This is a genomic window from Nitrospirillum iridis (assembly GCF_014205765.1).
GTDB classification, from domain to species: Bacteria; Pseudomonadota; Alphaproteobacteria; order Azospirillales; family Azospirillaceae; genus Nitrospirillum; species Nitrospirillum iridis.
Map to the genome: position 1 here is coordinate 35857 of NZ_JACIIZ010000008.1, position 23369 is coordinate 59225.

General features: G+C 68.9%; 23 protein-coding genes and 1 other RNA gene. 8 read left to right on the top strand and 16 right to left on the bottom strand.

What is annotated here, in order from left to right; genetic code table 11:
* Positions 1-61 precede the first annotated feature (61 nt).
* An RNA gene (gene ffs, locus FHS74_RS14845) (signal recognition particle sRNA small type) lies at positions 62-159 on the bottom strand.
* A gap of 133 nt (positions 160-292) precedes the next feature.
* Here ffs and nudC point away from each other — a divergent pair.
* Positions 293-1249: an NAD(+) diphosphatase gene (gene nudC, locus FHS74_RS14850; protein WP_425491300.1), complete on the top strand. Its 957-nt coding sequence runs from the start codon at positions 293-295 to the stop codon at positions 1247-1249.
* A gap of 16 nt (positions 1250-1265) precedes the next feature.
* On the opposite strand, the gene hisN is transcribed toward nudC, so the two are convergent.
* Together hisN and FHS74_RS14860 are read right to left on the bottom strand one after the other, a co-directional pair.
* On the bottom strand, positions 1266-2069 hold the full coding sequence (gene hisN / locus FHS74_RS14855; RefSeq protein ID WP_184801875.1) for a histidinol-phosphatase: 804 nt from the start codon (positions 2067-2069) through the stop codon (positions 1266-1268).
* 121 nt (positions 2070-2190) lie between these two features.
* Positions 2191-2733: a c-type cytochrome gene (locus FHS74_RS14860; protein ID WP_184801877.1), complete on the bottom strand. Its 543-nt coding sequence runs from the start codon at positions 2731-2733 to the stop codon at positions 2191-2193.
* A gap of 273 nt (positions 2734-3006) precedes the next feature.
* Here FHS74_RS14860 and FHS74_RS14865 point away from each other — a divergent pair, with 273 nt between their 5' ends.
* From FHS74_RS14865 to FHS74_RS14875, 3 genes are read left to right on the top strand one after another with little or no spacing between them, the layout of a single operon-like run.
* Positions 3007-3786, top strand: a complete 780-nt coding sequence (locus tag FHS74_RS14865; RefSeq protein WP_184801879.1) for a 3-deoxy-manno-octulosonate cytidylyltransferase — start codon at positions 3007-3009, stop codon at positions 3784-3786.
* Between the two features lie 15 nt (positions 3787-3801).
* A complete protein-coding gene (locus FHS74_RS14870; protein WP_184801881.1) occupies positions 3802-4686 on the top strand; it encodes a prephenate dehydratase in 885 nt (294 codons plus the stop codon).
* A 21-nt stretch (positions 4687-4707) separates the two neighbouring features.
* Positions 4708-5640 carry a 2-hydroxyacid dehydrogenase gene (locus FHS74_RS14875; RefSeq protein WP_184801883.1) on the top strand — a complete coding sequence of 311 codons (933 nt, stop codon included), beginning with the start codon at positions 4708-4710 and terminating at the stop codon, positions 5638-5640.
* 85 nt (positions 5641-5725) lie between these two features.
* On the opposite strand, the gene FHS74_RS14880 is transcribed toward FHS74_RS14875, so the two are convergent.
* From FHS74_RS14880 to FHS74_RS14905, 6 genes are all read right to left on the bottom strand, one after another.
* On the bottom strand, positions 5726-6439 hold the full coding sequence (locus FHS74_RS14880) for a cyclic nucleotide-binding domain-containing protein (RefSeq protein ID WP_184801885.1): 714 nt from the start codon (positions 6437-6439) through the stop codon (positions 5726-5728).
* Positions 6440-6700: 261 nt separating this feature from the next.
* Entirely contained in the window at positions 6701-7084 is a 384-nt protein-coding gene (locus FHS74_RS14885; protein WP_184801887.1) for a response regulator, read from the bottom strand.
* A 229-nt stretch (positions 7085-7313) separates the two neighbouring features.
* On the bottom strand, positions 7314-7967 hold the full coding sequence (locus tag FHS74_RS14890; protein ID WP_184801889.1) for a response regulator transcription factor: 654 nt from the start codon (positions 7965-7967) through the stop codon (positions 7314-7316).
* Positions 7957-9486: a PAS domain-containing sensor histidine kinase gene (locus FHS74_RS14895; protein ID WP_184801891.1), complete on the bottom strand. Its 1530-nt coding sequence runs from the start codon at positions 9484-9486 to the stop codon at positions 7957-7959. Before FHS74_RS14895 ends, FHS74_RS14890 begins: the two co-directional genes overlap by 11 nt.
* Positions 9487-9596: 110 nt before the next feature.
* A complete protein-coding gene (locus FHS74_RS14900; RefSeq protein ID WP_184801893.1) occupies positions 9597-10469 on the bottom strand; it encodes a C40 family peptidase in 873 nt (290 codons plus the stop codon).
* A gap of 6 nt (positions 10470-10475) precedes the next feature.
* Positions 10476-10919, bottom strand: coding sequence for a MarR family transcriptional regulator (locus tag FHS74_RS14905; protein WP_184801895.1), 444 nt, complete (start codon positions 10917-10919; stop codon positions 10476-10478).
* Between the two features lie 429 nt (positions 10920-11348).
* On the opposite strand from FHS74_RS14905, the gene FHS74_RS14910 reads away from it, so the two are divergent.
* Positions 11349-11573 (top strand): hypothetical protein, encoded by a 225-nt coding sequence (locus tag FHS74_RS14910; protein WP_184801897.1) that lies wholly within the window; start codon positions 11349-11351, stop codon positions 11571-11573.
* A 79-nt stretch (positions 11574-11652) separates the two neighbouring features.
* Here FHS74_RS14910 and FHS74_RS14915 read toward each other — a convergent pair whose 3' ends face one another.
* The gene (locus tag FHS74_RS14915; RefSeq protein ID WP_184801899.1) at positions 11653-13047 is read right to left on the bottom strand and encodes a leucyl aminopeptidase family protein; all 1395 of its coding nucleotides are present in this window, start codon (positions 13045-13047) and stop codon (positions 11653-11655) included.
* A gap of 174 nt (positions 13048-13221) precedes the next feature.
* Here FHS74_RS14915 and FHS74_RS14920 point away from each other — a divergent pair, with 174 nt between their 5' ends.
* The gene (locus FHS74_RS14920; RefSeq protein ID WP_184801901.1) at positions 13222-13884 is read left to right on the top strand and encodes a glutathione S-transferase family protein; all 663 of its coding nucleotides are present in this window, start codon (positions 13222-13224) and stop codon (positions 13882-13884) included.
* On the opposite strand, the gene FHS74_RS14925 is transcribed toward FHS74_RS14920, so the two are convergent.
* From FHS74_RS14925 to FHS74_RS14935, 3 genes are all read right to left on the bottom strand, one after another.
* Positions 13881-15020 (bottom strand): TAXI family TRAP transporter solute-binding subunit, encoded by a 1140-nt coding sequence (locus tag FHS74_RS14925; protein WP_343066922.1) that lies wholly within the window; start codon positions 15018-15020, stop codon positions 13881-13883. The two genes, FHS74_RS14920 and FHS74_RS14925, sit on opposite strands and share 4 nt — an antisense overlap.
* A gap of 135 nt (positions 15021-15155) precedes the next feature.
* The gene (locus FHS74_RS14930) at positions 15156-15728 is read right to left on the bottom strand and encodes a PAS domain-containing protein (protein ID WP_184801904.1); all 573 of its coding nucleotides are present in this window, start codon (positions 15726-15728) and stop codon (positions 15156-15158) included.
* Positions 15729-15959: 231 nt separating this feature from the next.
* Positions 15960-16721 carry an SDR family NAD(P)-dependent oxidoreductase gene (locus tag FHS74_RS14935; RefSeq protein ID WP_184801906.1) on the bottom strand — a complete coding sequence of 254 codons (762 nt, stop codon included), beginning with the start codon at positions 16719-16721 and terminating at the stop codon, positions 15960-15962.
* A gap of 234 nt (positions 16722-16955) precedes the next feature.
* On the opposite strand from FHS74_RS14935, the gene FHS74_RS14940 reads away from it, so the two are divergent.
* Positions 16956-18884, top strand: coding sequence for a di-heme-cytochrome C peroxidase (locus FHS74_RS14940; RefSeq protein ID WP_184801908.1), 1929 nt, complete (start codon positions 16956-16958; stop codon positions 18882-18884).
* Positions 18885-18938: 54 nt separating this feature from the next.
* Here the strand turns inward: FHS74_RS14940 and FHS74_RS14945 are convergent, their stop codons facing one another.
* From FHS74_RS14945 to FHS74_RS14955, 3 genes are all read right to left on the bottom strand, one after another.
* Positions 18939-19565, bottom strand: coding sequence for a ParA family protein (locus FHS74_RS14945; protein WP_184801910.1), 627 nt, complete (start codon positions 19563-19565; stop codon positions 18939-18941).
* Between the two features lie 36 nt (positions 19566-19601).
* The gene (locus tag FHS74_RS14950; RefSeq protein ID WP_184801912.1) at positions 19602-21263 is read right to left on the bottom strand and encodes a CYTH and CHAD domain-containing protein; all 1662 of its coding nucleotides are present in this window, start codon (positions 21261-21263) and stop codon (positions 19602-19604) included.
* Between the two features lie 124 nt (positions 21264-21387).
* Entirely contained in the window at positions 21388-21972 is a 585-nt protein-coding gene (locus tag FHS74_RS14955) for a hypothetical protein (RefSeq protein WP_184801914.1), read from the bottom strand.
* A 153-nt stretch (positions 21973-22125) separates the two neighbouring features.
* On the opposite strand from FHS74_RS14955, the gene FHS74_RS14960 reads away from it, so the two are divergent.
* Positions 22126-23319, top strand: coding sequence for a phosphoglycerate kinase (locus FHS74_RS14960; RefSeq protein WP_184801916.1), 1194 nt, complete (start codon positions 22126-22128; stop codon positions 23317-23319).
* The last annotated feature ends 50 nt before the right edge of the window (positions 23320-23369 follow it).

The following is a 23369-nucleotide window of genomic DNA, read 5'->3' on the forward strand; positions in this document are numbered from 1 at the left end:
GCGCTGGCGGGGCGGAGCCACCAACCCAAGGCCGGGGCCCGACGCTTCTAGATTTTTTGAGGTGGGAGGCTGGACATGCGACCCGCGCCGAAACTCGTTACGGCTGCTTCCTTCCGGACCTGACCGGGTTGGCGAGGGACACGTCCGCCGCCAACCTCCCGCCGCCATATATCGGCATGGCCCCTCCCCATGGCAAGTGAAAAGGCGGCAGGGCCGATCCGCCCGTCCCGATGCGCCGCCCGAAAGGGGGGCCACTTGCCGCCTTCGGCCCGCCATGAGACCAATGGTGATCATGACGAACCGGTCCCAAAAGAACTTCTACACCGGCGCCGGCCTGGACCGCGCCACCGTCGCCCGCAAGCAGGCCGACTGGCTGGCCCAGCGCCTGACGGCGCCGGAAAGCCGATTCCTGGCCGTCTGGCGCGGCCAATTCCTGGTGGCGTCCCCGCCGGAAGGCGCGCCGCCCGAGACCGGCGCCCAGCCCGTCTTCCTCGACCCCGGCAGCCCATGGTGGCGCGAGGCCGCGACACTGGCCCCGGCCTTCCTGGGCGTGGAAGGCGAGTCGGCCTTTTTCGCCGTCGACCTGTCGGGACTGGAGGAAGGGCACCCGCACCTGGCCGGCCTGGGCACCCCCACCGACCTGCGCACCCTGGCCCACCAGGTGGACCGGTCCACGGCCAGCTTGCTGGCCTATGTGCGCGGCCTGCTGGGCTGGCACCAGCGCCACCGCTTCTGCGGCGTCTGCGGCACGGTGACCGAGGTGATCGATGGCGGGCACGTCCGCCGCTGCGCCAACCCCGACTGCCTGACCCTGCATTTCCCCCGCACCGACCCCGCCGTCATCATGCTGGTGCACGATGGCGACCGCTGCCTGATGGGCCGGCAGAGCCGCTTCGGCCTGGGCATGTACTCCACCCTGGCCGGATTCGTGGAGCCGGGCGAAAGCCTGGAGGAAGCGGTGGCGCGCGAGGTGATGGAGGAGGCGGGCGTCCAGGTCACGGACGTGCGCTATCAATCGTCCCAGCCCTGGCCCTTCCCCTCCTCCCTGATGCTGGGCTTCCACGCCCGCGCCCTGACCACCGAGGTGAAGGTGGATTTGGAAGAGCTGGAGGACGCGCGCTGGTTCACCCGGGGTGAAGTGCGCGAGGCGAGCTTGCGCCGCGGCCCCCCGGACGGCACCCTGCGCCTGCCCCCCGCCGACAGCATCGCCCGCCGCCTGATCGAGGATTGGCTGGACGGGGACATCTAGTCACCAAGTCGGGGGATCAGTCCCCCTTCCCACCCATGATCGCCAGCGCCTCGGCATGCGACCGGATGTCGCCGGACGCCACCACCTCACCCACGGCGCCCAGCACCAGGTCGCGGCCCTGCCAGTCGGTCATGCGCCCGCCCGCCCCCTCCACCACCGGCACCAAGGCGGCCCAGTCCCAGGGTGCCAGGTCGCGCTCCACCGAGATATCCAACCAGCCGTTGGCCACCTGGGCGTAGCCGTAGCAATCGCTGCCGTAGACGACATAGCGCGAGGCGGCCTTGAGCCGGGCGAAACGCTCCGCCTCCTCCCCCTTGAACATGTCGGGGCTGGTGGTGGTGACGGTGGCCTCCGCCAGGGTGGGGCAGGCGCGGGTGCGCACAGGTTTGCCGTTGAAGCGCGTGGGATATCCCACGCCACCGATCCAGCGTTCGCCCAGGATGGGCTGGTCGATGATGCCCAGCACCGGGCGGCCCTGGCGCAGCAGGCCGATCAGGGTGCCGAAGATGGGCCGGCCGGTCATGAAGCTCTTGGTGCCGTCGATCGGGTCCAGCACCCAGACATACTCCCGGTCCAGGCCGTGGGTTCCCAACTCCTCCCCCAGGATGCCGTCGTCGGGACGCTCGGCGGCCAGGATGGCGCGCAGGGCCTCTTCCGCCTGGCGGTCGGCGATGGTGACCGGCGTCAGGTTGGACTTGGCGTCGATCTCCACATCCGCCCGGAAATAGCGGCGGATGACAGCCCCCGCCGACTCGGCCATGCGATGGGCGAGGGCGATTAGATCGCCCGACACAGGCTGGGATGGCACGGGCGTGGTCATGGATTCTTCCTGGGCAAGCGGGACATGCAAAGAGGGGCGGCCCCGGCTGGGACCGCCCCTGCTTGTATACCGGACGGGCCGCCGCCTCAAACCCAAGGCGGCGGGCTATCCCATCAGCGCCTTATTGGGGCAGCGGGGCCGGGCTGTCGGCCTGGCTGCGCAGATAGGCGATGACGTCGGCGCGGTCCTTGACAGACTTGAAGCCGGCGAAGGTCATCTTGGTGCCCGGGGCGTAGGTCTTGGGGCTGGCCAGGAATTCGTTCAGCTTCTCGTAATCCCAGGTGCCGCCCAGCTTCTTGATGGCGTCGGAGTAGGCGAAGCCCTCCATATGCCCCTGCTTGTTGCCGATGATGGCCCACAGGTTGGGGCCCACCTTGGCCGGGCCGCCCTTGTCGAACGAGTGACAGGCCTGGCAGACCTTGGTCAGCTTGGCGCCGTTCTCGGCGCTGGCGCTGGCCAGCAGGGGGGTCACAGGGTCTGGCTTGGCCGGCGCCGCCGGCTCACCACCCGCGGCGGGGGCGGCCTCCACCCCTTCGATCTTGTAGACGTTCTCAGCCAGCATCGTCGGGTGCACGGCCTTCTTGGCGATGAACCCCGCCAACAGGGCGACCAGCGCCCCCAGCAGAACGGCCATGGAAATCTTGTTGAATAAGCTACCCGCCATCAGATCAAGCCCTCATGTCCCACGCTGCTTGCGGTTCGCGTGCTGGTTATGGTTCCTGGCGTTGAAGTTAACGCGAGGTGGTGACGCTTGTCGATGCCCGGGCCGTTATGGTCCGGCCATCGTTCTCCCAAATTCCGGGCGACGATAAGCGGCCTGTTCAACCAGGGCAAGATAGTTCGGCGCCCCGTTTGCAAACCGGCTTGACCATGGGAGGTAAATGTCGCACGCCTGCCCCAGCCATGAGCCATATCAAATCGTAGGCATATGCCCGCCATGTCGTCCACCCCCCCCCCGCCCACGGGCGCCCCGACCTCCCCCATCGTCATCATCCCGGCGCGGATGGCCTCCACCCGCCTGCCGGGCAAGCCGCTGGCCGATATCGGCGGCGCGCCCATGATCGTGCAGGTGTGGCGCCGGGCGGCGGAGGCCGACATCGGCCCCGTGCTGGTGGCGGCGGCCGAACGGGAGATCGTGGAGGCGGTGCGCGACGCCGGCGGGCAGGCGGTGTTGACCGATCCCAACCATCCTTCGGGATCCGACCGCATCTATGAGGCCCTGCGCCAGGTGGACCCCGACGGCCGGCACGACGCCGTGGTCAACGTCCAGGGCGACCTGCCGACGGTGGAACCGGCCACGGTGCGCGCCGCCTTCGGCCCCCTGGCCGAACCTGGCGTCGACATCGCCACCCTGGCCGTGGAGATCACGGTGGAGGAGGAGCGGCACAACCCCAACGTGGTCAAGGCGGTGATCGAACTGGCGCCCGGCGCCCGGGTGGGCCGCGCCCTCTATTTCACCCGCACCACCACGCCCTGGGGGGCGGGGCCGCACTATCACCATATCGGCCTCTACGCCTATCGCCGCGCGGCGCTGGCCCGCTTCGTCGCCTTGCCGCCGGCGGCGCTGGAGCAGCGGGAGAAGCTGGAACAGCTGCGCGCGCTGGCCAACGGCATGCGCATCGAGGTGGCGGTGGTCGACGCCGTGCCGCTGGGCGTGGACACGCCGGAGGATCTGGACCGGGCGCGGGCGCTCATCGGCAGTATGACGGCCAAATAAAAAGGAAAAACGAGTATGTCGAGCAGCGTGCGGGAAGCGGACAACACCATCGCCTACCAAGGGGCGCCGGGCGCCAATTCCGACCTGGCCTGCCGCCGGGTGTTTCCCGGCATGGTCCCCCTGCCCTGCCATTCGTTCGAGGACGCCTTCGCCGCCGTGACGGAGGGCCGGGCGCGCCTGGCCATGATCCCCATCGAGAATTCGGTGGCGGGCCGCGTGGCCGACATGCACCATTTGCTGCCCCAGGGCGGCCTGCACATCATCGGTGAGCATTTCCAGCGCGTCGTCCACTGCCTGGTGGCGCCCAAGGGCGCGACGCTGGACGGCCTGAAGAAGGTGCATTCCCACATCCAGGCGCTGTCGCAGTGCCGGGGGTATCTGCGGGAACATGGCCTGGAACCGGTGACCCACGCCGACACCGCCGGCGCCGCCGCCGACGTCGCCCAATGGGGCGACCCGACCCAGGGCGCCATCGCCTCCGACCTGGCGGCCGAGATCTACGGCCTGGACATCCTGGCCCAGGGCATCGAGGACGCCGACCACAACACCACCCGCTTCCTGATCCTGGCGCGGGAGGCGGAGGTGGCCCCCCGTGGCCAGGGCCCCGTCATCACCAGCTTCGTCTTCCGGGTGCGCAGCGTGCCGGCGGCCCTGTACAAGGCCATGGGCGGCTTCGCCACCAACGGCATCAACATGACCAAGCTGGAAAGCTACATGGTGGGTGGCCGCTTCGCCTCCACCCAGTTCTATGCCGATGTGGAAGGCCATCCCGAGGATCGCCCCCTGCGCCTGGCGCTGGAGGAACTGGACTTCTTCGCCCGCGAACTGAAGATCCTGGGGGTCTATCCCGCCCACCCCTTCCGGACCGAAAGCAGCCAGCAGGACGACGGGCAGGATTAGTCTGACATCGGGACCGATATCATGGCCTTGCTGTTCGTGTCCGCCCATGATCATGCCGCCGACTGGGCGGCGGAGCTGAACGCCCAGCTTCCGGACATCGAGGTCCGGGTGTGGCCGGATGGCATGGGCGACCCGGCGGAAATCGACACCGCCCTGGTGTGGAAGCCGCCGGCGGGACTGCTGGCCAGCCTGCCCAACCTGAAAGTCATCTTCTCGCTGGGCGCCGGGGTGGACGCCCTGCTGGCCGATCCCACCCTGCCCGACCTGCCGCTGGTGCGCATGGTGGAGCCGGGCCTGACCGAGGGCATGACCGAGTATGTCTGCCTGCATGTCCTGCGCTGGCACCGTGACGCCCCCCTGTTCGAGGCGCAGCAGCGCGACATCGTCTGGCAGCAGCTGACCCACCAGCCTCTGGCGCGGGAGCGCCGGGTGGGCATCCTGGGCCTTGGCGCCCTGGGCAGCGACGCCGCGCGGGCGCTGAAGGCCCTGCGTTTCGACGTGGCGGGCTGGAGCCGTTCCCCCAAGGACCTCGACGGCATCACCACATACCACGGCGCCGATGGCCTGGCGCCCTTCCTGGCACGCACCGATATCCTGGTCTGCCTGCTGCCCCTGACGCCGGACACGGAAGATATCCTGGACGCCGGCCTCTTCGCCCAACTGCCCCGGGGCGCCGTCGTCATCAACGCCGCCCGCGGGCGGCACCTGGTGGAACAGGACCTGCTGGCGGCGCTGGACGGCGGCCACCTGGCCGGCGCCACCCTGGACGTCTTCCGCACCGAGCCGCTGCCGCGCGACCACCCTTTCTGGACCCACCCGAAAGTGACCGTCACCCCCCACGTGGCGGCCATCACCCAGGCGCGCACGGCGGTGGAACAGGTGGTGGGCGGACTGAAGCGGCTGGCCGCCGGCCAAGCGCTGGTCAACCTGGTGGACCGCCAGCGCGGCTACTGACACCAAGACGGAGAGGGCGGCATGAGCGAGGGCGGTTCCGGCAGGGCTTAGCCGCATGCCGCCCGGCGTCTGACCTTCCTCCGCGTCAGCAGCCTTCCGAAAGATCGGTCAGGGCGTTGATGTCCACCAGTTCCACCATCTGGTCGGGCAACAGCCGGATGAGGCGGCTGGTCTTGAGCCGGGTGAAGGCGCGGGACACGGTTTCCATGGTCAACCCCAGGAAATCCGCGATGTCGGTGCGGGTCATGGGCAGCGAAATGCGGCAATGGTCCTCCGGCTCGACCATCTTCCGCCGGGCTTGGCTCAGCAGGAAGCTGGCCAGCCGCTCGGGCGCCGTCTTGCGGCCCAGCAGCAGCATCTGCTCTTGGGCGATCTGCAGTTCCGTCGCGGTGACGGCCAGCAGGCGCCGGCGCAACTCGAAGTCCCGTTCCAGCAGCCCATCGAATTGCGTGCGGGACAGACGGCGCAGGGTTACGGGGATGACGGCCTCGGCGGAATACAGAAAGGTGCCGGTCTGCGCCAGGCCCAGCATGTCGCCGGGCTGCAGGAACCCCACGATCTGCCGCCGGCCATCCGCCATCATCCTCGATATCCGGACCATGCCGGAGGTGACGATGCGAACGCTGCTGGCGGGGTCGCCCTCGGAGAAGATCACCTGGTCGCGAGCATAGGCGCATGCCTCATCCCCCCAGGGGAGAAGCGGACCGGACGGCGTGGACCGTCCGGATGGCAACGCCAGGGCGTTGAAAATGGCGGGGCTGGGGGCGATGGCAGGGGCGTTGGCGAGCGAAGGTGTCATCTGTGGCTCCCGTTTTTGCGGGCTGTCCAGCAGCCCCTCGTCATTCCGTGCCGCGACGTTAGCGCCCTGCCGCGTGCATGGTCAGTTCGGTCTTCTACCTACGTAAAACCCCGTATATGCGTAAAACCCCGTATGCGGACCACCGGCCCTGGCGGGATTCGGGCAGGCGGGAATACGCGCACCCTCCATCGGCGGAGGGCGCCAACGAACCACAGATGGCCAGTGAGCCACAGCCAGTGAGCCACAGATGGAAGGGTGTCGTCAGGGGTGGTCGGCAGGCGCGGTCAGCCGCCGCAATTCATCCACCAGCCGGCTGGTATCCACCGGCTTTTCCAGGAAGGCGGCGACGCCGGCCCTGGTGGCGCGATCCCGTGTCTCCGCCTCCACATTGGCGGACATCATGAGGACGGGCAGCCCGCCCAGCGCCGCGCCATGCCGTTCCACGAAATCAATGCCGGTCATCTCCGGCATGTGCTGGTCAAGCACCAGGCATCCGCCGGTACCGTCGAAGGCGGCGACGAAATCCTGGCAGGAGGCATAGAGGTCAACCTCAAAGCCATAGAGCCGCAGCAGGAACTTCAGGGAATCCCGGACGGACTGGTCATCATCGACGACATAGACCCGTCCTGGCGCGGTCTCGGCCACTCAAACCTCCTAGAGCGAGATGCGATCACCTGTGATCGCATCTCGCTCGTAATCTGTTCATGATAGAGCGGAACGCGATCAGGTGATTCCACCTGATCGCGTTCCGCTCTAGGGCGCAGGGCCACCAGCAGCGGAATGATGCCGGCTCTGTCGACTGATCAAAGTTTAGGAGGTCGGCGGGCCAGGGGTAATAAGGGTTTTCCCGTATATTCGCCGGGTTTGATGCGGATCAGCCCGGCCCCGGGCGGATGCCGGCCGCGAGCGCCAGGCGCACCAGGTGGGACAGGCTGCTGGCGCGCATCTTCTCCATCACCCGGGCACGGTGTATCTCCACCGTCCGGGGACTGATGGACAGATCGAAGGCGATGATCTTGTTGGGCTTGCCGTCGACCAGGCCGCGCAGCACATCCAATTCCCGCGCCGTCAACGTGTCCAGGAGTGCCTGCATCTCGGGGGACGGCGCCCCCTCGGCCAGTCCCGCCGGAGACGGGAGCGGGGCATTGGCGACGGCGGGCGGGCGCGACAAGGCCGCCTGGATGGAGGACAGCAACGTCTCCTCCTCGAATGGCTTCTCGATGAAATCCACCGCCCCGGCCTTCATCGCGGCCACCGCCAGGGGCACGTCGCCATGGCCGGTCATGACGATGACCGGAAGACCGACCCCCGCCGAGACCAATCTTTCCTGGACCTCCAGCCCGGTCAGCTCCGGCATGCGCACGTCCACCACCAGACAGGCGCAGCGCGACGGCGCGTCCGAGGACAGGAAATCCAGCGGCGAGGAGAAGGCCTCCACCTGATAGCCCGACGCCAGCAACAAAAACCGCAGGGAGTCGCGGACCGCGGCATCGTCATCCAGGACGGCGATGATGGGATCAAACGCCATCAGTGCCCTCCGTCTCCGAAACAAGCGGCAGCGTGAAGCGGAAGGTGGCCCCGCCGCGCTCGTTTCGTTCCGGCCATAACCGGCCGCCATGGGCCTCGATGATGGACCGGCTGATCGACAGGCCGACGCCCATGCCGCGTTCCTTGCCGGAGACGAAGGGCTGGAACAGCCGGGCCATGACCGCGTCATCCAGCCCATGGCCGGTATCGGCCACAGCGACCTCCATGAACCCCTCCGCGTCAGAAGCCGCCGTGATGGATAGAACCCGCTCCGGCCGGCCGCTCATCGCCTCCACGGCGTTGCGGATGAGGTTGAGCAACACCTGTTGAATCTGGATCTTGTCGATGACCGCGCGACGCTCCTGCCGCTGCAGCCGCAACTCGATCCGCACGCCGCTGTCCCTGGCGCCGACCAAGGCCAGGGCCGCCGCCTCCTCAATGACGCCATCCAGGCTTTCCATCCGCCTGTCGGTACCGCCCTTGGCGATGAAATCGCGCAGGCGCCGGATGATCTGACCGGCCCGCAGCGCCTGTTCGGAAGCCTTTTCCATGGCCTCGCGGGCCAGGGGCATGTCGGTCCCCTCCGGCCGTTCCAGCAGCCGCAGGGACGCCTTGATGTAATTGACCACGGCCGTCAGCGGCTGGTTCAGTTCATGGGCCAGCGCCGACGCCAACTGGCCCATGACGCTGACCCGGCTGACGTGCAGAAGCTCCGCCTGAATCTGCTGAAGCCGCCGTTCCACCGCCTGGTGCTCCGACAGGTCATGAACGAAGCCGGTGAACAGACGCTCGCCCTCCAGATCCACCGCCCCCACCGCCAGCTCCATGGGAAAGACGGAACCATCCCGCCGCTGGCCGGACACGATGCGGCCCACGCCGATGATCCGCTTCTCCCCCGTGGCCAGGTAGCGGGCGATGTACTGGTCATGCTGTTCCCGATAGGGCGAGGGCATCAGGATGCTGACGTTACGGTCCACCACCTCGGCCTCGGCATACCCGAACAGACGCTGGGCGGCCGGGCTGAAGGAACGGATCAGTCCCTGCCCGTCGATGACGATCAAGGCGTCCGGGATCGTCTCGATGATGGAGGCCAGACGCGCCTCGCGGTTGCGCAGCGCCTGCTCCGCCGCCTGCCGGTCGCTGATGTCGCGAATGATGCCGATATAGGCGGGGGGGGCATCCTGCTGCTGCGCCTCGCCCACCGACAGCTCCATGGGGAAGGTGGTCCCGTCCCGCCGCAACCCCGTGACCTCACGGCCGATCCCGATGATCCGCCGCTCACCCGTGGCGCGATACCGGGCCAGATACTGGTCGTGCTCTTCCTGATAAGGCGCCGGCATCAGCAGCTTGATGTTACGGCCGATGACCTCCCCCGCCGTCCAGCCGAAGAGGCTTTCGCAGGCGGGATTGAAGGATTGGATCGTGCCCTGGCCATCAATGACGATCACGCCGTCAGGGAGGGTATCCACCAGCGCGCGGAAATGGGGTGAGAGCAAGGTGTCCTCCGCCACGGACGGCATATGCTCCCGCCCGAACGGTTCACACACTGATCCACTTCAGCGTCAATTCAAAGGGTTGAAATACCTCCCTCCCCACACCCAGATGGCGGATGCCAAGCAATCGGCGGCCCTCAGGCCCCCAGCCGCTTCACCGCGCTGACGCCCTTGCCCGCCGCGGCGCGGGCCAGAACGTCGGCCAGGGGCTCGCGGACCGTCGCCATATGGTGGGCGTTGGCGTGCACCAGGTGGGTCTCATCGGCCATGATGCCGACATGACCGGGGAAGAACACCAGGTCGCCGCGCTGGTAGGCGTGGCCGGCGCCATCGGCCGACACCAGGGTGCCAAGGGCGGCCTGCTGCTGGTCGCTGTCGCGCGGACAGGCCAGGCCCGCGGCGTCCAGCGCCAACTGGATGAGGCCGGAGCAGTCGATGCCCACGCTGGTTCGGCCGCCCCAGAGGTAGGGCGTGCCCAACAGGCGCAGGGCCGTGTCCACCGGATCGGCCTTCACCGCCCCGATTTCCGCCACATGCACCAGGGGGACCCAGCCGCCGCCGGCGACACCGGCGAAGCCGCCGTCGATCTCCACCACGCACAAGGGCGCGCCCAGGCTGATCATGTCCAGGGGCGGGGTCTTCAGGTCGGGCTCGGGGTGGAAGAAGCTGCGCAGGGCCGTCAGCTTGTGCGTCGGTTCGGCCAGTTCGTCATCCAGCGCTTCCAGCTGCAGATAGCCGACATAGCCGTCCGTGGCGTTCTGGCCCCAGACCCAGCCGTCCTTCTCCTCGAACACCGTGAACACCTCACCGAACAGCAGCTGGCTGGACTGGCGGGCGGTGAAGGACGGCTCCTCCTTCAAGGTGACGTAGCCGGCGCGCACCTGGCACGGCACCCCGTCGACATAGCGCTCGGCCGTCACCTTGCCATAGAGATGGGCGGAGGCGAGATCGGAACGGTAAGGGTTCACGCGCGGGTCTAAAGCCGGCGTGTTCTTGGGCTTGGACGACATCTCACATCATACCGGTGCTGAAACCGGCTCCGAAGCTGGCGGCGCGGCGGCAGGCGCACCGGGGGGGGAAGCGGGGGCGGACCGCGAGGCGGCCAGCCGTGCGCCGTCCAGTGCACCCTGCACGGCACCGGCGTCAATCACCATCTGCCCGAATTCATGCAGAAACACCGAGCCCTTGACCGTGCGCTGGACCAGGACGTTGCGCCTATCCTCCGCGTCGCGCTTGCGCTTGGTGAAGCCCAGGCGGCCCAGCCGGTCCAGCGCGCGGGTGATGGCGGGCTTGGACACGGCAAGCGTCGCCGCCAGGCCGCGGACGGTGTGGGGGGGCGGCGTCATGTAGACGGTCAGCAAGAGGGCCAGCTGACGGGCCGAGAGGTCCGGGCTGGCGGCCCGCACACTGGCCACCAGCGCGCCGCGCCAAAGTTCCAGGGCTTCGAGATTACGCGACATGCTGCCCCCCGCATCCGGAAACGTTCATCCGGCCGAACTGTTGTTCCGGCAGCGTATCGGGCCCGCCGCAACTTTTCGGAAGTGTGCCGAAAGTCCCGCCCAGCGGCAAGGGCCTGCCACCCCATTCGGGGTAGCAGTTGGCGCATCTGCGCATTTTCTCTCTGCGGACAGGCAACAGGAGCATCGTCCGGGTCCCGGCGCTTGCTGGGCTATATCCAGGAAGGGACCACATCTTTTAGGCCGTCATCTGGCAGAAGCGTTCAGTCTTGAGAAACAACAACTAATGTTCTAAGCTTGCCTCTCCTTCTCCAAAATAGGTAAAGAGATAAAATGCGAAATCTTATAAATATATTTTTCATTTCTGCCATAACTTTAATCCTTACCCTTACATCTGCGCAGGCAGAAGTGTACACGGGAAAAATAACTCAGATGTTTGCTGCCGGCCCAGGAAATTACGCACTTCGTGTGTATTTGGATAGCGTCAACTCCAATATGTGCCAATATGCCTTTATTTACATCAACGCAGATGATGGCAATTACCAAGTCTACTCTTCGCTTTTGATGTCAAGTTGGGTCGCCGGCAAGACAATCGAGGCGACCATCACAAAAGACAGCCAGGGCTTCTGCCACATCGTGGAGTTCTACGCTCGGTGATACCTACACCATCCGTGCCCATGGTCCAGCGCATCTGACCGGCGCACCGGACCATGGAACGGGACATTCGAATGATGGCTCAAGCCTTGGGGAAGCGCCGGCTCAGCATGGCAAAGGTCGCGCGCAAGCCCATGGCCTCGCCGCCTTCGGGCCGCCCGGGGCGGGTGGTGGTGTTCCAGGCCATCAGGTCGATGTGGGCCCAGGGCGTGCCCTTGCTGACGAAGCGTTCCAGGTAGAGCGCCGCCGTGATGGCGCCGCCATAGCCGCCGCCGGGCGCGTTGTTGAGATCGGCGATCTTGCTGTCCAGCTGCTTGGCGTAGCCCTGCCACAGCGGCAGGCGCCAGAGGGGGTCGCCCGTCTCCTTGGCGCCGGCCAGGATGTCGTCGGCCAACTGGTCGTCATTGGCGAACAAGGCCGGCAGGTCGGTGCCCAGGGCGACGCGGGCCGCCCCGGTCAGGGTGGCGAAGTCCAGGATCAGGGCCGGCTTGGCGCTGTCGGCCTCGGCCAAGGCGTCGCACAGGATCAGGCGCCCCTCGGCATCGGTGTTGCCGATTTCCACCGTCAGGCCCTTGCGGGTGGTGATGATGTCCATGGGGCGGAAGGCGTTGCCGGCAATGGCGTTCTCCACCGCCGGCACCAGCACGCGCAGGCGCACCGGCAGCTTGGCCGCCATCACCAGGCGCGCCAGGCCCAGCACGTGGGCGGCCCCGCCCATGTCCTTCTTCATCAGCAGCATGCCGCCGGCCGCCTTGATGTCCAGGCCACCACTGTCGAAGCAGACGCCCTTGCCCACCAGGCAGACCAGCGGCTGGGCCGCGTCACCCCAGGTGAGGTCGATGAAATGCGGCGGCTTGGCCGCCGCCCGGCCGACGGCGTGGACGGTGGGATAGTTCCGGGCCAGCAGGTCGTCGCCGACGATGACGGAGACGTCGGCACCGAACTCGTCCGCCAACGCCCGCGCGGCGGCGGCCAGGTCGGCCGGCCCCATGTCCTCCGCGGGGGTGTTGATCAGGTCGCGCACCAGGGTGACGGCGCGGGCCATGCTGTCCACGGCCTCGGCGTCGGCCGCCGCCGGCAGCACCAGGCGTGGCAGCTCCTTGGCCGCCTTGCGGTAGCGGGTGAAGCGGTAGCTGGCCAGCGCCCAGCCGGTGGCCGCCGCCGTGGCCTGCGCCGGCGTCAGGCTGTCGTCCAGGGCGTAGCTGGCCTGCCCCTTCCCGGCCGGCAGGGTGGTGGGCAGTCCGGCGAAGCTCCACAGATCCAAGGTCTCGCCCACGCCCACCAGCACGCGGTCCAGCCGCCCATCGGCTGCGGGCAGCAGGGATGTCGTGCCCGGCTCGGCGGTGAATCCTGTGCTGCGCACCCAGGCGGACGTGGCGGCCGGGGCCGTTTCCAGCCAGGCGTCCAGCCCCTCCTTGCGCACGGGGACCAGGGTGACGGTATCGGCGGCCTTCTCGGCCAGGAAGCAGGGCAGCACGGGGGCGAACCTTTCGGGATTCGGAAAGACAGGTCGGCAGGGTTCCACATCCGCCGTCATGTTTCAAACATGGTGGCGTCACACGGGGGGCGGGACGCCCCATTGGCCCCCATTGGCAAGACCCGGGGCGCCCGTTAACCTTCCGTCCCCCGCCTGATACCGGAGCCCCGCCCCATGACCGCCGACCTGACCCTGATCCTGGGCAGCAAGACCTATTCCTCCTGGTCGTTGCGCCCCTATCTGGCGCTGCGCCATGCCGGCCTGGAGTTCGCGGAGGTGGTGATCCCCCTGCGCCAGGCGGACAGCAAGGCGCGCATGCTGGCCCACAGCCCGGCGGGCAAGGTGCCGGCGCTGGTTCACCACACGGGTGACCGCGACGTCACGGTGTGGGACAGCCTGGCCATCTGCGAATACGCGGCCGAGCTGGCGCCCGACGCCCATCTGTGGCCACAGGACCGGGCCGCGCGGGCGCACGCGCGTTCCGTCAGCGCGGAAATGCACTCCGGCTTCATGGACATGCGCCGCACCCTGTTCATGGACCTGGCGCGCACCATCGACCGGCCGGAACGCCTGGCCAAGGCCGCCGGGGACATCGCGCGGATCGAGGTGCTGTGGGCCGATTGCCTGAAACGGTATGGTGGCCCCTTCCTGTTCGGCGCCTTCACCATCGCCGACGCCATGTACGCGCCGGTGGTCACCCGCTTCCAGACCTGGAAGGTGCCGCTGACCGAAGCCTCGGCGGCTTACGTCGCCGCCATCGAGGGCCTGCCCGCCCTGCGGGACTGGCGCGCGGCGGCGGCGCAAGAGACCCTGGTGCTGGACATGCTGCTGGATTAACCCGACGTCGCCAGGGTGACGTCGAAGCCCTGCTCCCGGTAGTAGCGGGCGGCGCCGGGGTGCAGGGGCACGGCCAGGCCGGTCAGCGCCGCCTCCTTGCGGATGCTGTCGCCGCGCGGGTGGCCCGCCACCAGCAGGCGGTGGGTGTTGGGGTGCCACAGGGCCTTGACGATGCCGTAGGCCAGCTCGTCCGGCAGGGCGGTGGTGGCCAGCCACTGGGCGCCCACGCCCAGGGTCTTGGTTTCCGGCACGCCGACATAGGCGCCGTCGCCCCCGATCATGGTCTCGGTGAACAGCGGCAGGCCCGGGCTGAGGCGCGGCAGGCGGGAATCGATGATGGAGATCAGGCGCACCGGCAGGCGTGCCGCCACGTCGGCCACCGCCGGCAGGGGATAGCCGCCGATGATGAAAAAGGCGTCCAGCTGGCCCGAGGCCAGCCGATCCCCCGCCGTGCCGGGGTTGAGGTAGAAGGGCTGCACCGTCTTTTCCGACAGGTCGTGCGCCTGCAGGATCAGCAGCGCCGTGGGCAGGGTGCCGGAGCCCTTCTCCCCCAGGGCGACGCGCCGGCCCTTGAGGTCGTTCACCGTCTTGATCGGGCTGTCGCCGCGCACCACCAGGTGCACCGTCTCGCTGTACAGGTTGGCCAGGGCCCGCAGTTCGGTGAAGGGCGGCTTGCCGGCATAGGGCCCCTTGGCCTTGTAGGCCAGGAAGCCGATGTCGGCCTGCACCAGCCCCGTCTCATAGCGGGCGGTGCGCAGCGCCTCGACATTCTCCACCGCGCCCGATGTGGTCTGGGCCACGGCGATGACGCCGGGCACACCACAGCTGCCGCCCCGGTCGCAGCCGGGGCTGCCCGGTGGGTTGCTGATGGCGTTGGCCAGGATGCCGCCGATGGGGAAGTACGTGCCGCCGGCGGTGCCGGTGCCGATGGTCAGGAAGCGGATGGATTCGGCGCGGGGGCCATGACCACCCCCGCCCCAGCCCAAACCCGCCGCCGCCAGCACACCCACGGACCCCACCAGCACCTGACGGCGCGAAAGGGGCGCCTGCGGCAGGGGGGTGGCCTGGGTGAGGACATCCGCACGGCCCTTCCCTGATAACGGGCGCGGGGGCCGGGTATGGGGGGCCTCAGACACGGGGGGAATATCCTTCGACGGACCGCGCGGCGGCCCCGGGCGACAGGGCGCGCTCGCGCAATTATTATCGCGCCAACCCCATCTTGCGCGCAACGTTTGAATGCCACGCTGGCGCGGTGGGGACCGGGGGTGGGATCAGGGAACGACGAGTCGCAGCGCGCGGCGGAGCAGGCGCGCCCGGTCCTGGAACACGCGTAGCCGCACCTTGAAGTTTTCCGGCGTCGGCTGGTAATGCATGACGATGGCCAGCCGGTCCAGGCCGCCATCCGCCCCTTGGAAGGGCAGGCCCAGGCGGGGGACATGGTACATCACGCCCTCATCCGTGCCGATCTGGTCCTGGCCAAAGATGGGCTGGGCATCGCGCACGATGGCGGCCTGAAAACCCAGCGCCGCCTCCAGCATGTCCGGTGGATAGAACTCATCGAAATAGTGGCCCGTGGGGTCGGTGCCGGCGGCCAGTGCCGACAAGGAACCACAGAACACCACCCGCACCCTGCCGTCGGCGCGGAAGGCCGTGGTCACCGCCAGATAAGGCAGGAAGCTGGCGGGCACGGCCGTCAGGTCCAGCGCGCTGGACGGCGGGGGCACAACACCCCCACCCAGCCCCCGCCACCATGCGTAGGCATGGGTGATGGGGCCGTCGGGCAAATCGCGGGCATGGATGACGCCCGCGATATCCGGCAGGGGATCGGAGGCTTTCAACGGCATGGTGATTTGACCATAGCGGCAGGACGGGTCAACCGCCAGCCACTAGAGCGGCATGCCTGGTACACCTTTACGGTCATGGATGGCCGATCTTGAAACTTTACGGTGCCGTGCGTACCCCCGTTCCGCCCGGATGAGGCCCCCGCCCCATCGCGCGGAAGCGCTGGAACAACGCGGGGGGAGCCAGCCGGCGGCGGGGACGGGGACATGCCCGCGCCCGCCACCGGCGCCGTCTCACTTCGCGTTCATGCGCACGGCACCGTCCAGGCGGATGGTCTCGCCGTTCAGCATGACGTTTTGGCAGATGGTCAGCGCCAGGTCCGCGTATTCCTCGGGCTTGCCCAGACGCTTGGGGAAGGGGATGGAGGCCGCCAGGCTGTCCTGCACCTCCTGGGTGAAGCCGGCCACCATGGGCGTCCAGAAAATGCCGGGGGCGATGGTCATGACGCGCACGCCGACACGGGCCAGTTCGCGGGCGATGGGCAGGGCCATGGCGTGCACGCCGCCCTTGGAGGCGCTGTAGGCCGCCTGTCCCACCTGGCCGTCGAAGGCGGCGACGGAGGCGGTGTTGATGATGACGCCGCGCTCGCCATCCGCCAACGGATCAAGCGCGCTCATGTCGCTGGCCGCGAGGCGCAGGATGTTGAAGGTGCCGATCAGGTTGATCTCGATGACCTTGCGGAAGGCGTCCAGGGCCAGCGGGCCCTCACGGCCCAACACGCGGCCAGCGGTGGCCACACCGGCGCAGTTCACGGCGATGCGGGCGGCGCCATGGGCTTCGCGCGCGGCGGCGATGGCGGCGGCGGCGCTGTCGGCGCTGGTCACGTCGCAGCTGAACGCCCGGCCGCCGATCTCGGCGGCGACCGCCTCGGCCGCAGCCAGGTTGACGTCCAGCAAGGCGACCTTGGCGCCCTCAGCCGCCAGCCGGCGCGCCGTGGCGGCGCCCAGACCCGACCCACCACCGGTGATGATGGCGGCAACACCCTGAACCTGCATGCTTCTCCCCTTTTTTCCGAAGGTCGATGATAGCCGGGCCGGCCGCAACACCGGCCCCGTTGCCGTCTTTCTTGCAAGGATGGCCGCCCGAGTCCAGGGGACACCCGGTCGGCCGCCCGTGTGTCGGACGGGCACCCAGCCGCCCCACATATCGCGAAGGTTGAATATTTTTCGAACAACTGTATACGCTGCGTGCAGTCGCCCCTGGGGAGGGGCCAGATCGGGGGGCAATCCATGCGTGGGTCCAACGCGCGGCGGGCGGCGGTGGCGGCCGCATTGGGTTTGGCGGTGATCCTGGCCGGAGGCGCGGCGGGTACGGCGCGGGCGCAGACGACGGCGGTGCCCCCCGCCGTCGTGCGGCTGATGGACCAGAACTGGCCGCAATCCGTGCGCCAAGGCTTCTACACCACCAGCCAGGGCTCGCAGCTGATGCTGTACAGCTGGTTCAAGGCGCTGGAGCGGCCCGGCACGACCGAGCTGTTCGCCGCCGACCGGCTGGCCCGCTTCGGCTATCTACCCAACGAGGTCTCGGCCGAGAACCCGGAGGGCCTGCCCGTCGGCTTCGCCCTGGACCGGGGCACCGGCCCAACCTATGTCGGCATGACCTGCGCCGCCTGCCACACCGGGCAGATGACCTACCAGGGAACCGCCCTGCGTGTGGACGGCGGCCCGGCCGACGCCGATTTCCAGGGCTTCCTGGTGGAGATGTCGGCGACCCTGGCCGAAACGGTGGCCGACGGCCCCAAGTTCAACCGATTCGCCGCCCGGGTGGCCAAGAATGGGGGGGAGACCGACAGGAACGTCCTCAAGGCCAACCTGACGGCCTTCGCCGCCGCCTGGGGCCAATTCTTCGGCGCGGCGCTGGACGGCCAGTCCTGGGGCCCGGCGCGGCTGGACGCCTTCAGCATGATCTTCAACCGCCTGACCGGCCTGGATTTCAGGGTGCCGGCCAACGTGTTGCCGGCGCATGCCCCGGTCAGCTACCCCTTCCTGTGGAACGCCCATCAGCAGGACGCGGTGCAGTGGAACCTGTCGGCGCCCAACGGCAACTACATCAAGGCGCTGACCCGCAACACGGGTGAGGTGCTGGGCGTGTTCGGCGCCCTGAACGTCTGCGTCGCCGGCAAGGACATCGCCGGCAAGGCCTGCCCGGGCGACCGGCGGCGCTTCGCCTCCAAGCTGTTCCCCCACATCCCCTTCTACGACACCTCGGTCAGCGTGCCGGGCCTGATGAAGCTGGAATGGGCCATCACCCAGCTGGCGCCGCCCGCCTGGCCGTCCACCGTCTTCGGCCCGGTGGATTCGGGCAAGGCGGAAGAGGGCCGCCAGCTGTTCAACGAGGTCTGCGCCGACTGCCACCACATGACCCAGGCGGCGCTGAGCCAGGACGTCTGGCCGGTGATGGACCAGCGGCCAACCGACACCGACCCCACCATGTATCGCAACGCCAAGCGCTGGGCCCAGACCGGCCCGCTGAACGGCACCCGCGCCCTGCTGTTCGATGACCAGGGATCGGTCAGCATCGGCGACATGCCGGCGAATGCCGAGGCTGTCAGCGTCCTGACCGACGGCGTCATCGGCAGCATCGTCGACGGCCTGCTGAACCAGAAGGGCGGGAAGCTGAACCACGACGATTACGCCAATCTGGGCCTGACGCCGTTGAGCCTGCTGAAACTGGCCATCGACCAGAAGACCGGCGCCATGAACGACGTGGAGAAGGCCACGGGCCCCGCCTTCAAGACAGTGCCGCCGGCGGGCCCACCGGCGCACCGGACGTCCTGTGTCACCAGCGACGGCGCGGCGGGCGACCAGACGCCGCCTGTCTATGAGGCGCGGCCCCTGTTCGGCATCTGGGCCACCGGCCCCTATCTGCACAATGGCTCCGTCCCCACCCTGTGGGGCGTCCTGAAGTCATCCGCGCGGCCCGCCGCCTTCACCGTCGGCGCCCGCGAGTTCGACCCCGTGCGGGTGGGTCACGTCAGCGCCCTGGGCACGCCCGGCACCTGGGTCTACGACACCCGCCTACCCGGCAACTGCAACTACGGCCACGACGATTACCGCCGGGCCGACGGCAGCGAACTGACCGATGAGCAGCTGTGGGCGGTGCTGGAGTTCCTGAAGATGCTGACCACCAAGGACCAGCTGTGGAAGAGCGTCTATTAGAGGATCGCGTCCTTGCCACCACGCCGCATCAACCAAAAGACCTGAGGTGTCACTTCAGCTGGGGTCTTCGATAAAGGCGATCAGGGGTGCCCAGTCCTGGCGCAGGTCGGCCAGGCGCTTGGCCTTCTGGTCGAACAGGGTCAGGCCGGCGGCGGCCGCGTCCGGATAGGCCTGGCTGTCGCGCAGGCGGGTGACGACGCGGTGGCCCACCGTGCCCAGGAAGGTGTCCAGCCGGTCGGCGGCGCGGGTGCGGGCGCGGACGCGGTTGCCCACCACCGCCACCGCCTTGCGGCTTTTGCGGATGGGCTTCAGCTCCTCCAGCCTCTTGAGGAAACGTTCCGTCGCCTGCTCGTCAAAGGCGCCGGGCAGCAGGGGCAGGACCACCACGTCGGCCTCCGCCACCAGCTGTTCCACGTCCTTGGCCTTCAGGGCGGCCGGGGCGTCGATGATCAGCACCTCGGTGCCCTTGGGCACGCTGCCGATCTCCCGCGTCCAGTCCAACGCCGCGATCACCGTCGCCGTCACCGGTCGGCGGGCCAGCCAGCCCAGCGAAGATTTCTGCCGGTCGACATCGGCCAGCACGGTCTGCCTGCCGGTGGCGGCGAAGGCGGCGGCCAGATGGGTGGCGACCGTGGTCTTGCCCACACCGCCCTTGATGTTGGCCACGAGGATGGAAAGCATGAGGCACTGAATCCTTAGAGCTACGGCGAAAAGGGGTCAGGACGGCGGGTGCGGCCAGTGGTCGGCCGGCGTCCAGAAGGGATCGGCGTCCAGGAAGTCCTCCACCGCGCGGCAGAGCGCCTCCTCACCCACCGCCATGTGGGCGGCATGCCAGCCCAGCACCAGGCCCGCCCCCATGTCCCAGCCGGCGGGCGCCGCGTCCCGGGCGGCGGCCAGGTCGGCCCGCAGCGCCCGGATCAGGCCATCCATGGTGGCGACGTCGTTCAGGTGCCCCAGGCCGTCCTGCAAGGCGGACAGGCGGTCGACATAGCGGCGCACGCCTTTCTGCGGATACAGGCAGCGGAAGAAGTCCACGGCGTAGCGCAGCTTTTTCAGCGCGATGCGCAGGCCGTGGCGGGCCGGCGCGTCCAGGCGGGCGAAATGGCGGCCGCGCTTGGCGGCACGGTGGCGCAGGCGGGTCAGCACGGCATCGGCGAAGGGCGGCAGCGGCTGGCCCAGCCAGGCCAGGCGATCGGCCGGGGCGTCATCGCGCCAGCACCGCCCGTCCACCCAGCGCCCCAGGGTGAGCAGCAGTTCGGTATAGGTCGGCCCCGACACGGCGGCGCGCGCGGCGACATGGCCCCGGCCCCGGGCGCCGTGCGCCGCGACGGCCAGCGCGTCCAGGCTCTCCTGCTCCGGCATCGCCGTCGTCACCGGCACCAGCAGTTCCTCCAGGAAAACATCCCAGGACCGGGCGGGGCCCACGGCGTCGGCCAGGCCCTTCAGCGCCACCTTCAGACCGGCGCTCTGGGCCGGCGGCAGGATGGCCTTGAACAGCGTGAGGGCGGAGCGGAGGCGCCGCACCGCCACCCGCAACTGGTGCACGCCCGAGGGATCGCCCGCCAGCACCGCCGCCTCGTTGGCCGCCATATGCCGCAGGCAGGCGCGGGCCACTCCGGCCAGTGCCGCCTCCACCGTGTCATCGGGGCTGAATTCGATGGCGGCGGCCTTCACCGCCTTGACTGGCGCCGCCTCCCCCCGCGCCAGGGCGTAGCCCCGCTCGGCCTTGGTGCGCAGCTCGATGCGCAGGGGGACGGTGCGATGCAGGGCCAGCGCCAGGTCATACAGCACGCGACGGTCATGGCCGGCCGACAGCTCCAGCTCCAGCTCCGCGATCGGCTCCTCCCGCCCGTCGGCGGCGCGGGTGACACCCTGGTCCACCGCGACCTCCACCACCAGGCCGGCGGCCAAGGGCACGGCGCGGATCCACCGCTTCACCTCATTGCTGAACACCGGCGCCAGGCGGCGCAGGTCCACGCCATCCAGCAATGCCTGGGCGTCGGCGTCGGTGAAGGCCTGGGGCACCAGATGGCCATCCGGCGCCGGGATCTCCCATTCCGACCGGGCCAGCGCCATGCCGTTGCCGGTCGAGGGGCCTTTCAGCGTCTGCAGCACCTTGGTGCCGGAATGGCGCAGCCGCAGGCTGACGCCCCGCGCGGCCAGTTCGCCCTCCGGCGTGTCGAAATAGGTGTTGCGCAGGGTCTTGGTGACGGCGCGGCCCCCCACCAGCGCCGGCGCCGCCTTCAGGCGCGCCAGATGTTCCGGCTTCACGGCCAGCTTCAGTTCGATTTCCTGCGGCGGGGTCACTGGGGCGGAAGCGGGCGTCCCCTCCAGCGCAGGAGCGGGGGGCACGGGGGGCGACGACGGATGGTCAGGCATCAAGGCGGGGGTCCGGCATTGATTGAGGGCAGCGGCCGGCTGGGCGCCCCCGTGACCACCAACGCTATAGGACCCCCCGGGCGGCGACAATATGGTGAATGGTTAAACTTTCGGGCGGAGTCCGTCACAGATGGCCGTGACGGACGATGGCCAGGTTGATGGCCAGGTGCAGCACCACCATCAGCACGAACCACAGGGTGCGAGCGGCGGGGTAGGTCGCCCGCACCGCCCACAGCTGGCCGAACGACAAGGCCACGTGCAGCAGGCTGGGCACGGAGCGGGCGACCAGCACCGTGCCCAGGGCCAGCAGCGGGGGGAAGCCCAGGCTGAGGCAGTGGGCGTTGCCGGCGGCGCACAGGGGCAGGACACCCCGGGCCAGCGCCCATACCGCCACCCCCAATTCCCAGGCGGACCAGGCGTAGCCGGCGCTGACCGCCGCCCGGGCGTTCCGGTGGCTCAAGGACAGCAACAGGTAGCGCCCCGCCTCCTCCACCGCTGCCCCCAGGATCAGCAGGGCGGTGACCGGCCCGACATGGCCGCTGGCCAAGCCCAGGACGCCCAGGTCGCGGCCCGCCCATTCCTCCATGGCGGTCACGCCGGGCAGGACCAGCAGGCCGGCCGCCAGCACCCGCCCCTCCAGCAGGCCGCGGCGCACGAGCACCAGGGTGAGCAGCGCCAGCAGGATCAGGAAACCGATGTAGTAGATCACGGGTACGCGCTCCCCTATGGCTTCATGCCCTTCCCATCCGCCTTTCGGCCAGACTGGTGTAGCGGGCCGGCTTGTGCGGTTGCAACAGGGTCCCGCCTATGCTTCCTTGGCCCGTCTCACGCTTTTTCCATTTCAGGGCCGGGAACCGACGCCATGACTTTCAAGACCCTAGACGATATCGCCCCCGCGAACCGCACCGTCCTGGTCCGCGCCGACCTCAACGTCCCGGTGCAGGACGGCCAGGTGACGGACGCCACGCGCCTGGTCCGTCTGGTGCCGACCCTGAAGGAGCTGGCGTCCAAGGGCGCCAAGGTGGTGGTGCTGTCGCATTTCGGCCGCCCCAAGAACGGCCCGGATACCAAGAACTCCCTGCGCCAGGTGGTGCCGGCCCTGTCGGAAGCCCTGGGCGCGCCGGTGGCCTTCGCCGAGGATTGCATCGGCCCCAAGGCCAAGGAAGCCATCCGCACCCTGGAAAAGGGCCACGTGCTGGTGCTGGAGAACCTGCGCTTCCACACCGGTGAAGAGAAGAACGACCCCGAATTCGCGGCCGAACTGGCCAAGCTGGGCGATCTGTACGTCAACGACGCCTTCTCCGCCGCCCACCGGGCGCACGCCTCGACCGAGGCGCTGGCCCGCCTGCTGCCGGCGGCGGCCGGCCGCCTGATGCAGGCGGAACTGGTGGCCCTGTCCAAGGCCCTGGGCCAACCGCAGCGGCCGGTGGCCGCCGTGGTCGGCGGCGCCAAGATCTCCACCAAGCTGGACCTGCTGCTGAACCTGGTGGGCAAGGTCGACATCCTGGCGCTGGGCGGCGGCATGGCCAACACCTTCCTCTATGCCCAGGGCGTGGACATCGGCGCCTCGCTGGCGGAGAAGGACATGGCCGACCAGGCCCGCGCCATCCTGGCCAAGGCCGAATCCTCCGGCTGCCAGATCCTACTGCCCAAGGACGGCGCGGTCGCCCGCGAGTTCAAGGCCCATGCCGCATCGCGCATCGCCGCCCCTGGCGACATCGCCGCCGATGAGATGATCCTGGACGCCGGCCCCGCCACCGTCGCCTATTACGGTGAGAAGCTGGCCACCGCCAAGACGGTGGTGTGGAACGGCCCCATGGGCGCCTTCGAGATCGAGCCGTTCGACGCCGCCACCAACGCCGTGGCCAAGATCGTGGCCGACCTGACCAAGGCCGGCACCGTCCTGTCCGTGGCCGGCGGCGGCGACACGGTCGCGGCGCTGGAGCATGCCGGCGTGGCCGAGTCCTTCAGCTACATCTCCACCGCCGGCGGCGCCTTCCTGGAATGGCTGGAAGGCAAGGAACTGCCCGGCGTGAAGGCGCTGGAAGTGGCGTAGTGCGGTGGTGCCCTTGGTCGTCACCGATCAAGGGCACCCTCAAACGTCGG

Bases quoted from the DNA above. Each gene is read 5' to 3' on its own strand.
- nudC (WP_425491300.1), top strand. From the start codon at position 293: ATGACGAACCGGTCCCAAAAGAACTTCTACACCGGCGCCGGCCTGGAC.
- hisN (WP_184801875.1), bottom strand. From the start codon at position 2,069: ATGACCACGCCCGTGCCATCCCAGCCTGTGTCGGGCGATCTAATCGCC.
- FHS74_RS14860 (WP_184801877.1), bottom strand. From the start codon at position 2,733: ATGGCGGGTAGCTTATTCAACAAGATTTCCATGGCCGTTCTGCTGGGG.
- FHS74_RS14865 (WP_184801879.1), top strand. From the start codon at position 3,007: ATGTCGTCCACCCCCCCCCCGCCCACGGGCGCCCCGACCTCCCCCATC.
- FHS74_RS14870 (WP_184801881.1), top strand. From the start codon at position 3,802: ATGTCGAGCAGCGTGCGGGAAGCGGACAACACCATCGCCTACCAAGGG.
- FHS74_RS14875 (WP_184801883.1), top strand. From the start codon at position 4,708: ATGGCCTTGCTGTTCGTGTCCGCCCATGATCATGCCGCCGACTGGGCG.
- FHS74_RS14880 (WP_184801885.1), bottom strand. From the start codon at position 6,439: ATGACACCTTCGCTCGCCAACGCCCCTGCCATCGCCCCCAGCCCCGCC.
- FHS74_RS14890 (WP_184801889.1), bottom strand. From the start codon at position 7,967: ATGGCGTTTGATCCCATCATCGCCGTCCTGGATGACGATGCCGCGGTC.
- FHS74_RS14895 (WP_184801891.1), bottom strand. From the start codon at position 9,486: ATGCCGTCCGTGGCGGAGGACACCTTGCTCTCACCCCATTTCCGCGCG.
- FHS74_RS14900 (WP_184801893.1), bottom strand. From the start codon at position 10,469: ATGTCGTCCAAGCCCAAGAACACGCCGGCTTTAGACCCGCGCGTGAAC.
- FHS74_RS14905 (WP_184801895.1), bottom strand. From the start codon at position 10,919: ATGTCGCGTAATCTCGAAGCCCTGGAACTTTGGCGCGGCGCGCTGGTG.
- FHS74_RS14910 (WP_184801897.1), top strand. From the start codon at position 11,349: ATGTTTGCTGCCGGCCCAGGAAATTACGCACTTCGTGTGTATTTGGAT.
- FHS74_RS14920 (WP_184801901.1), top strand. From the start codon at position 13,222: ATGACCGCCGACCTGACCCTGATCCTGGGCAGCAAGACCTATTCCTCC.
- FHS74_RS14930 (WP_184801904.1), bottom strand. From the start codon at position 15,728: ATGCCGTTGAAAGCCTCCGATCCCCTGCCGGATATCGCGGGCGTCATC.
- FHS74_RS14935 (WP_184801906.1), bottom strand. From the start codon at position 16,721: ATGCAGGTTCAGGGTGTTGCCGCCATCATCACCGGTGGTGGGTCGGGT.
- FHS74_RS14940 (WP_184801908.1), top strand. From the start codon at position 16,956: ATGCGTGGGTCCAACGCGCGGCGGGCGGCGGTGGCGGCCGCATTGGGT.
- FHS74_RS14945 (WP_184801910.1), bottom strand. From the start codon at position 19,565: ATGCTTTCCATCCTCGTGGCCAACATCAAGGGCGGTGTGGGCAAGACC.
- FHS74_RS14950 (WP_184801912.1), bottom strand. From the start codon at position 21,263: ATGCCTGACCATCCGTCGTCGCCCCCCGTGCCCCCCGCTCCTGCGCTG.
- FHS74_RS14960 (WP_184801916.1), top strand. From the start codon at position 22,126: ATGACTTTCAAGACCCTAGACGATATCGCCCCCGCGAACCGCACCGTC.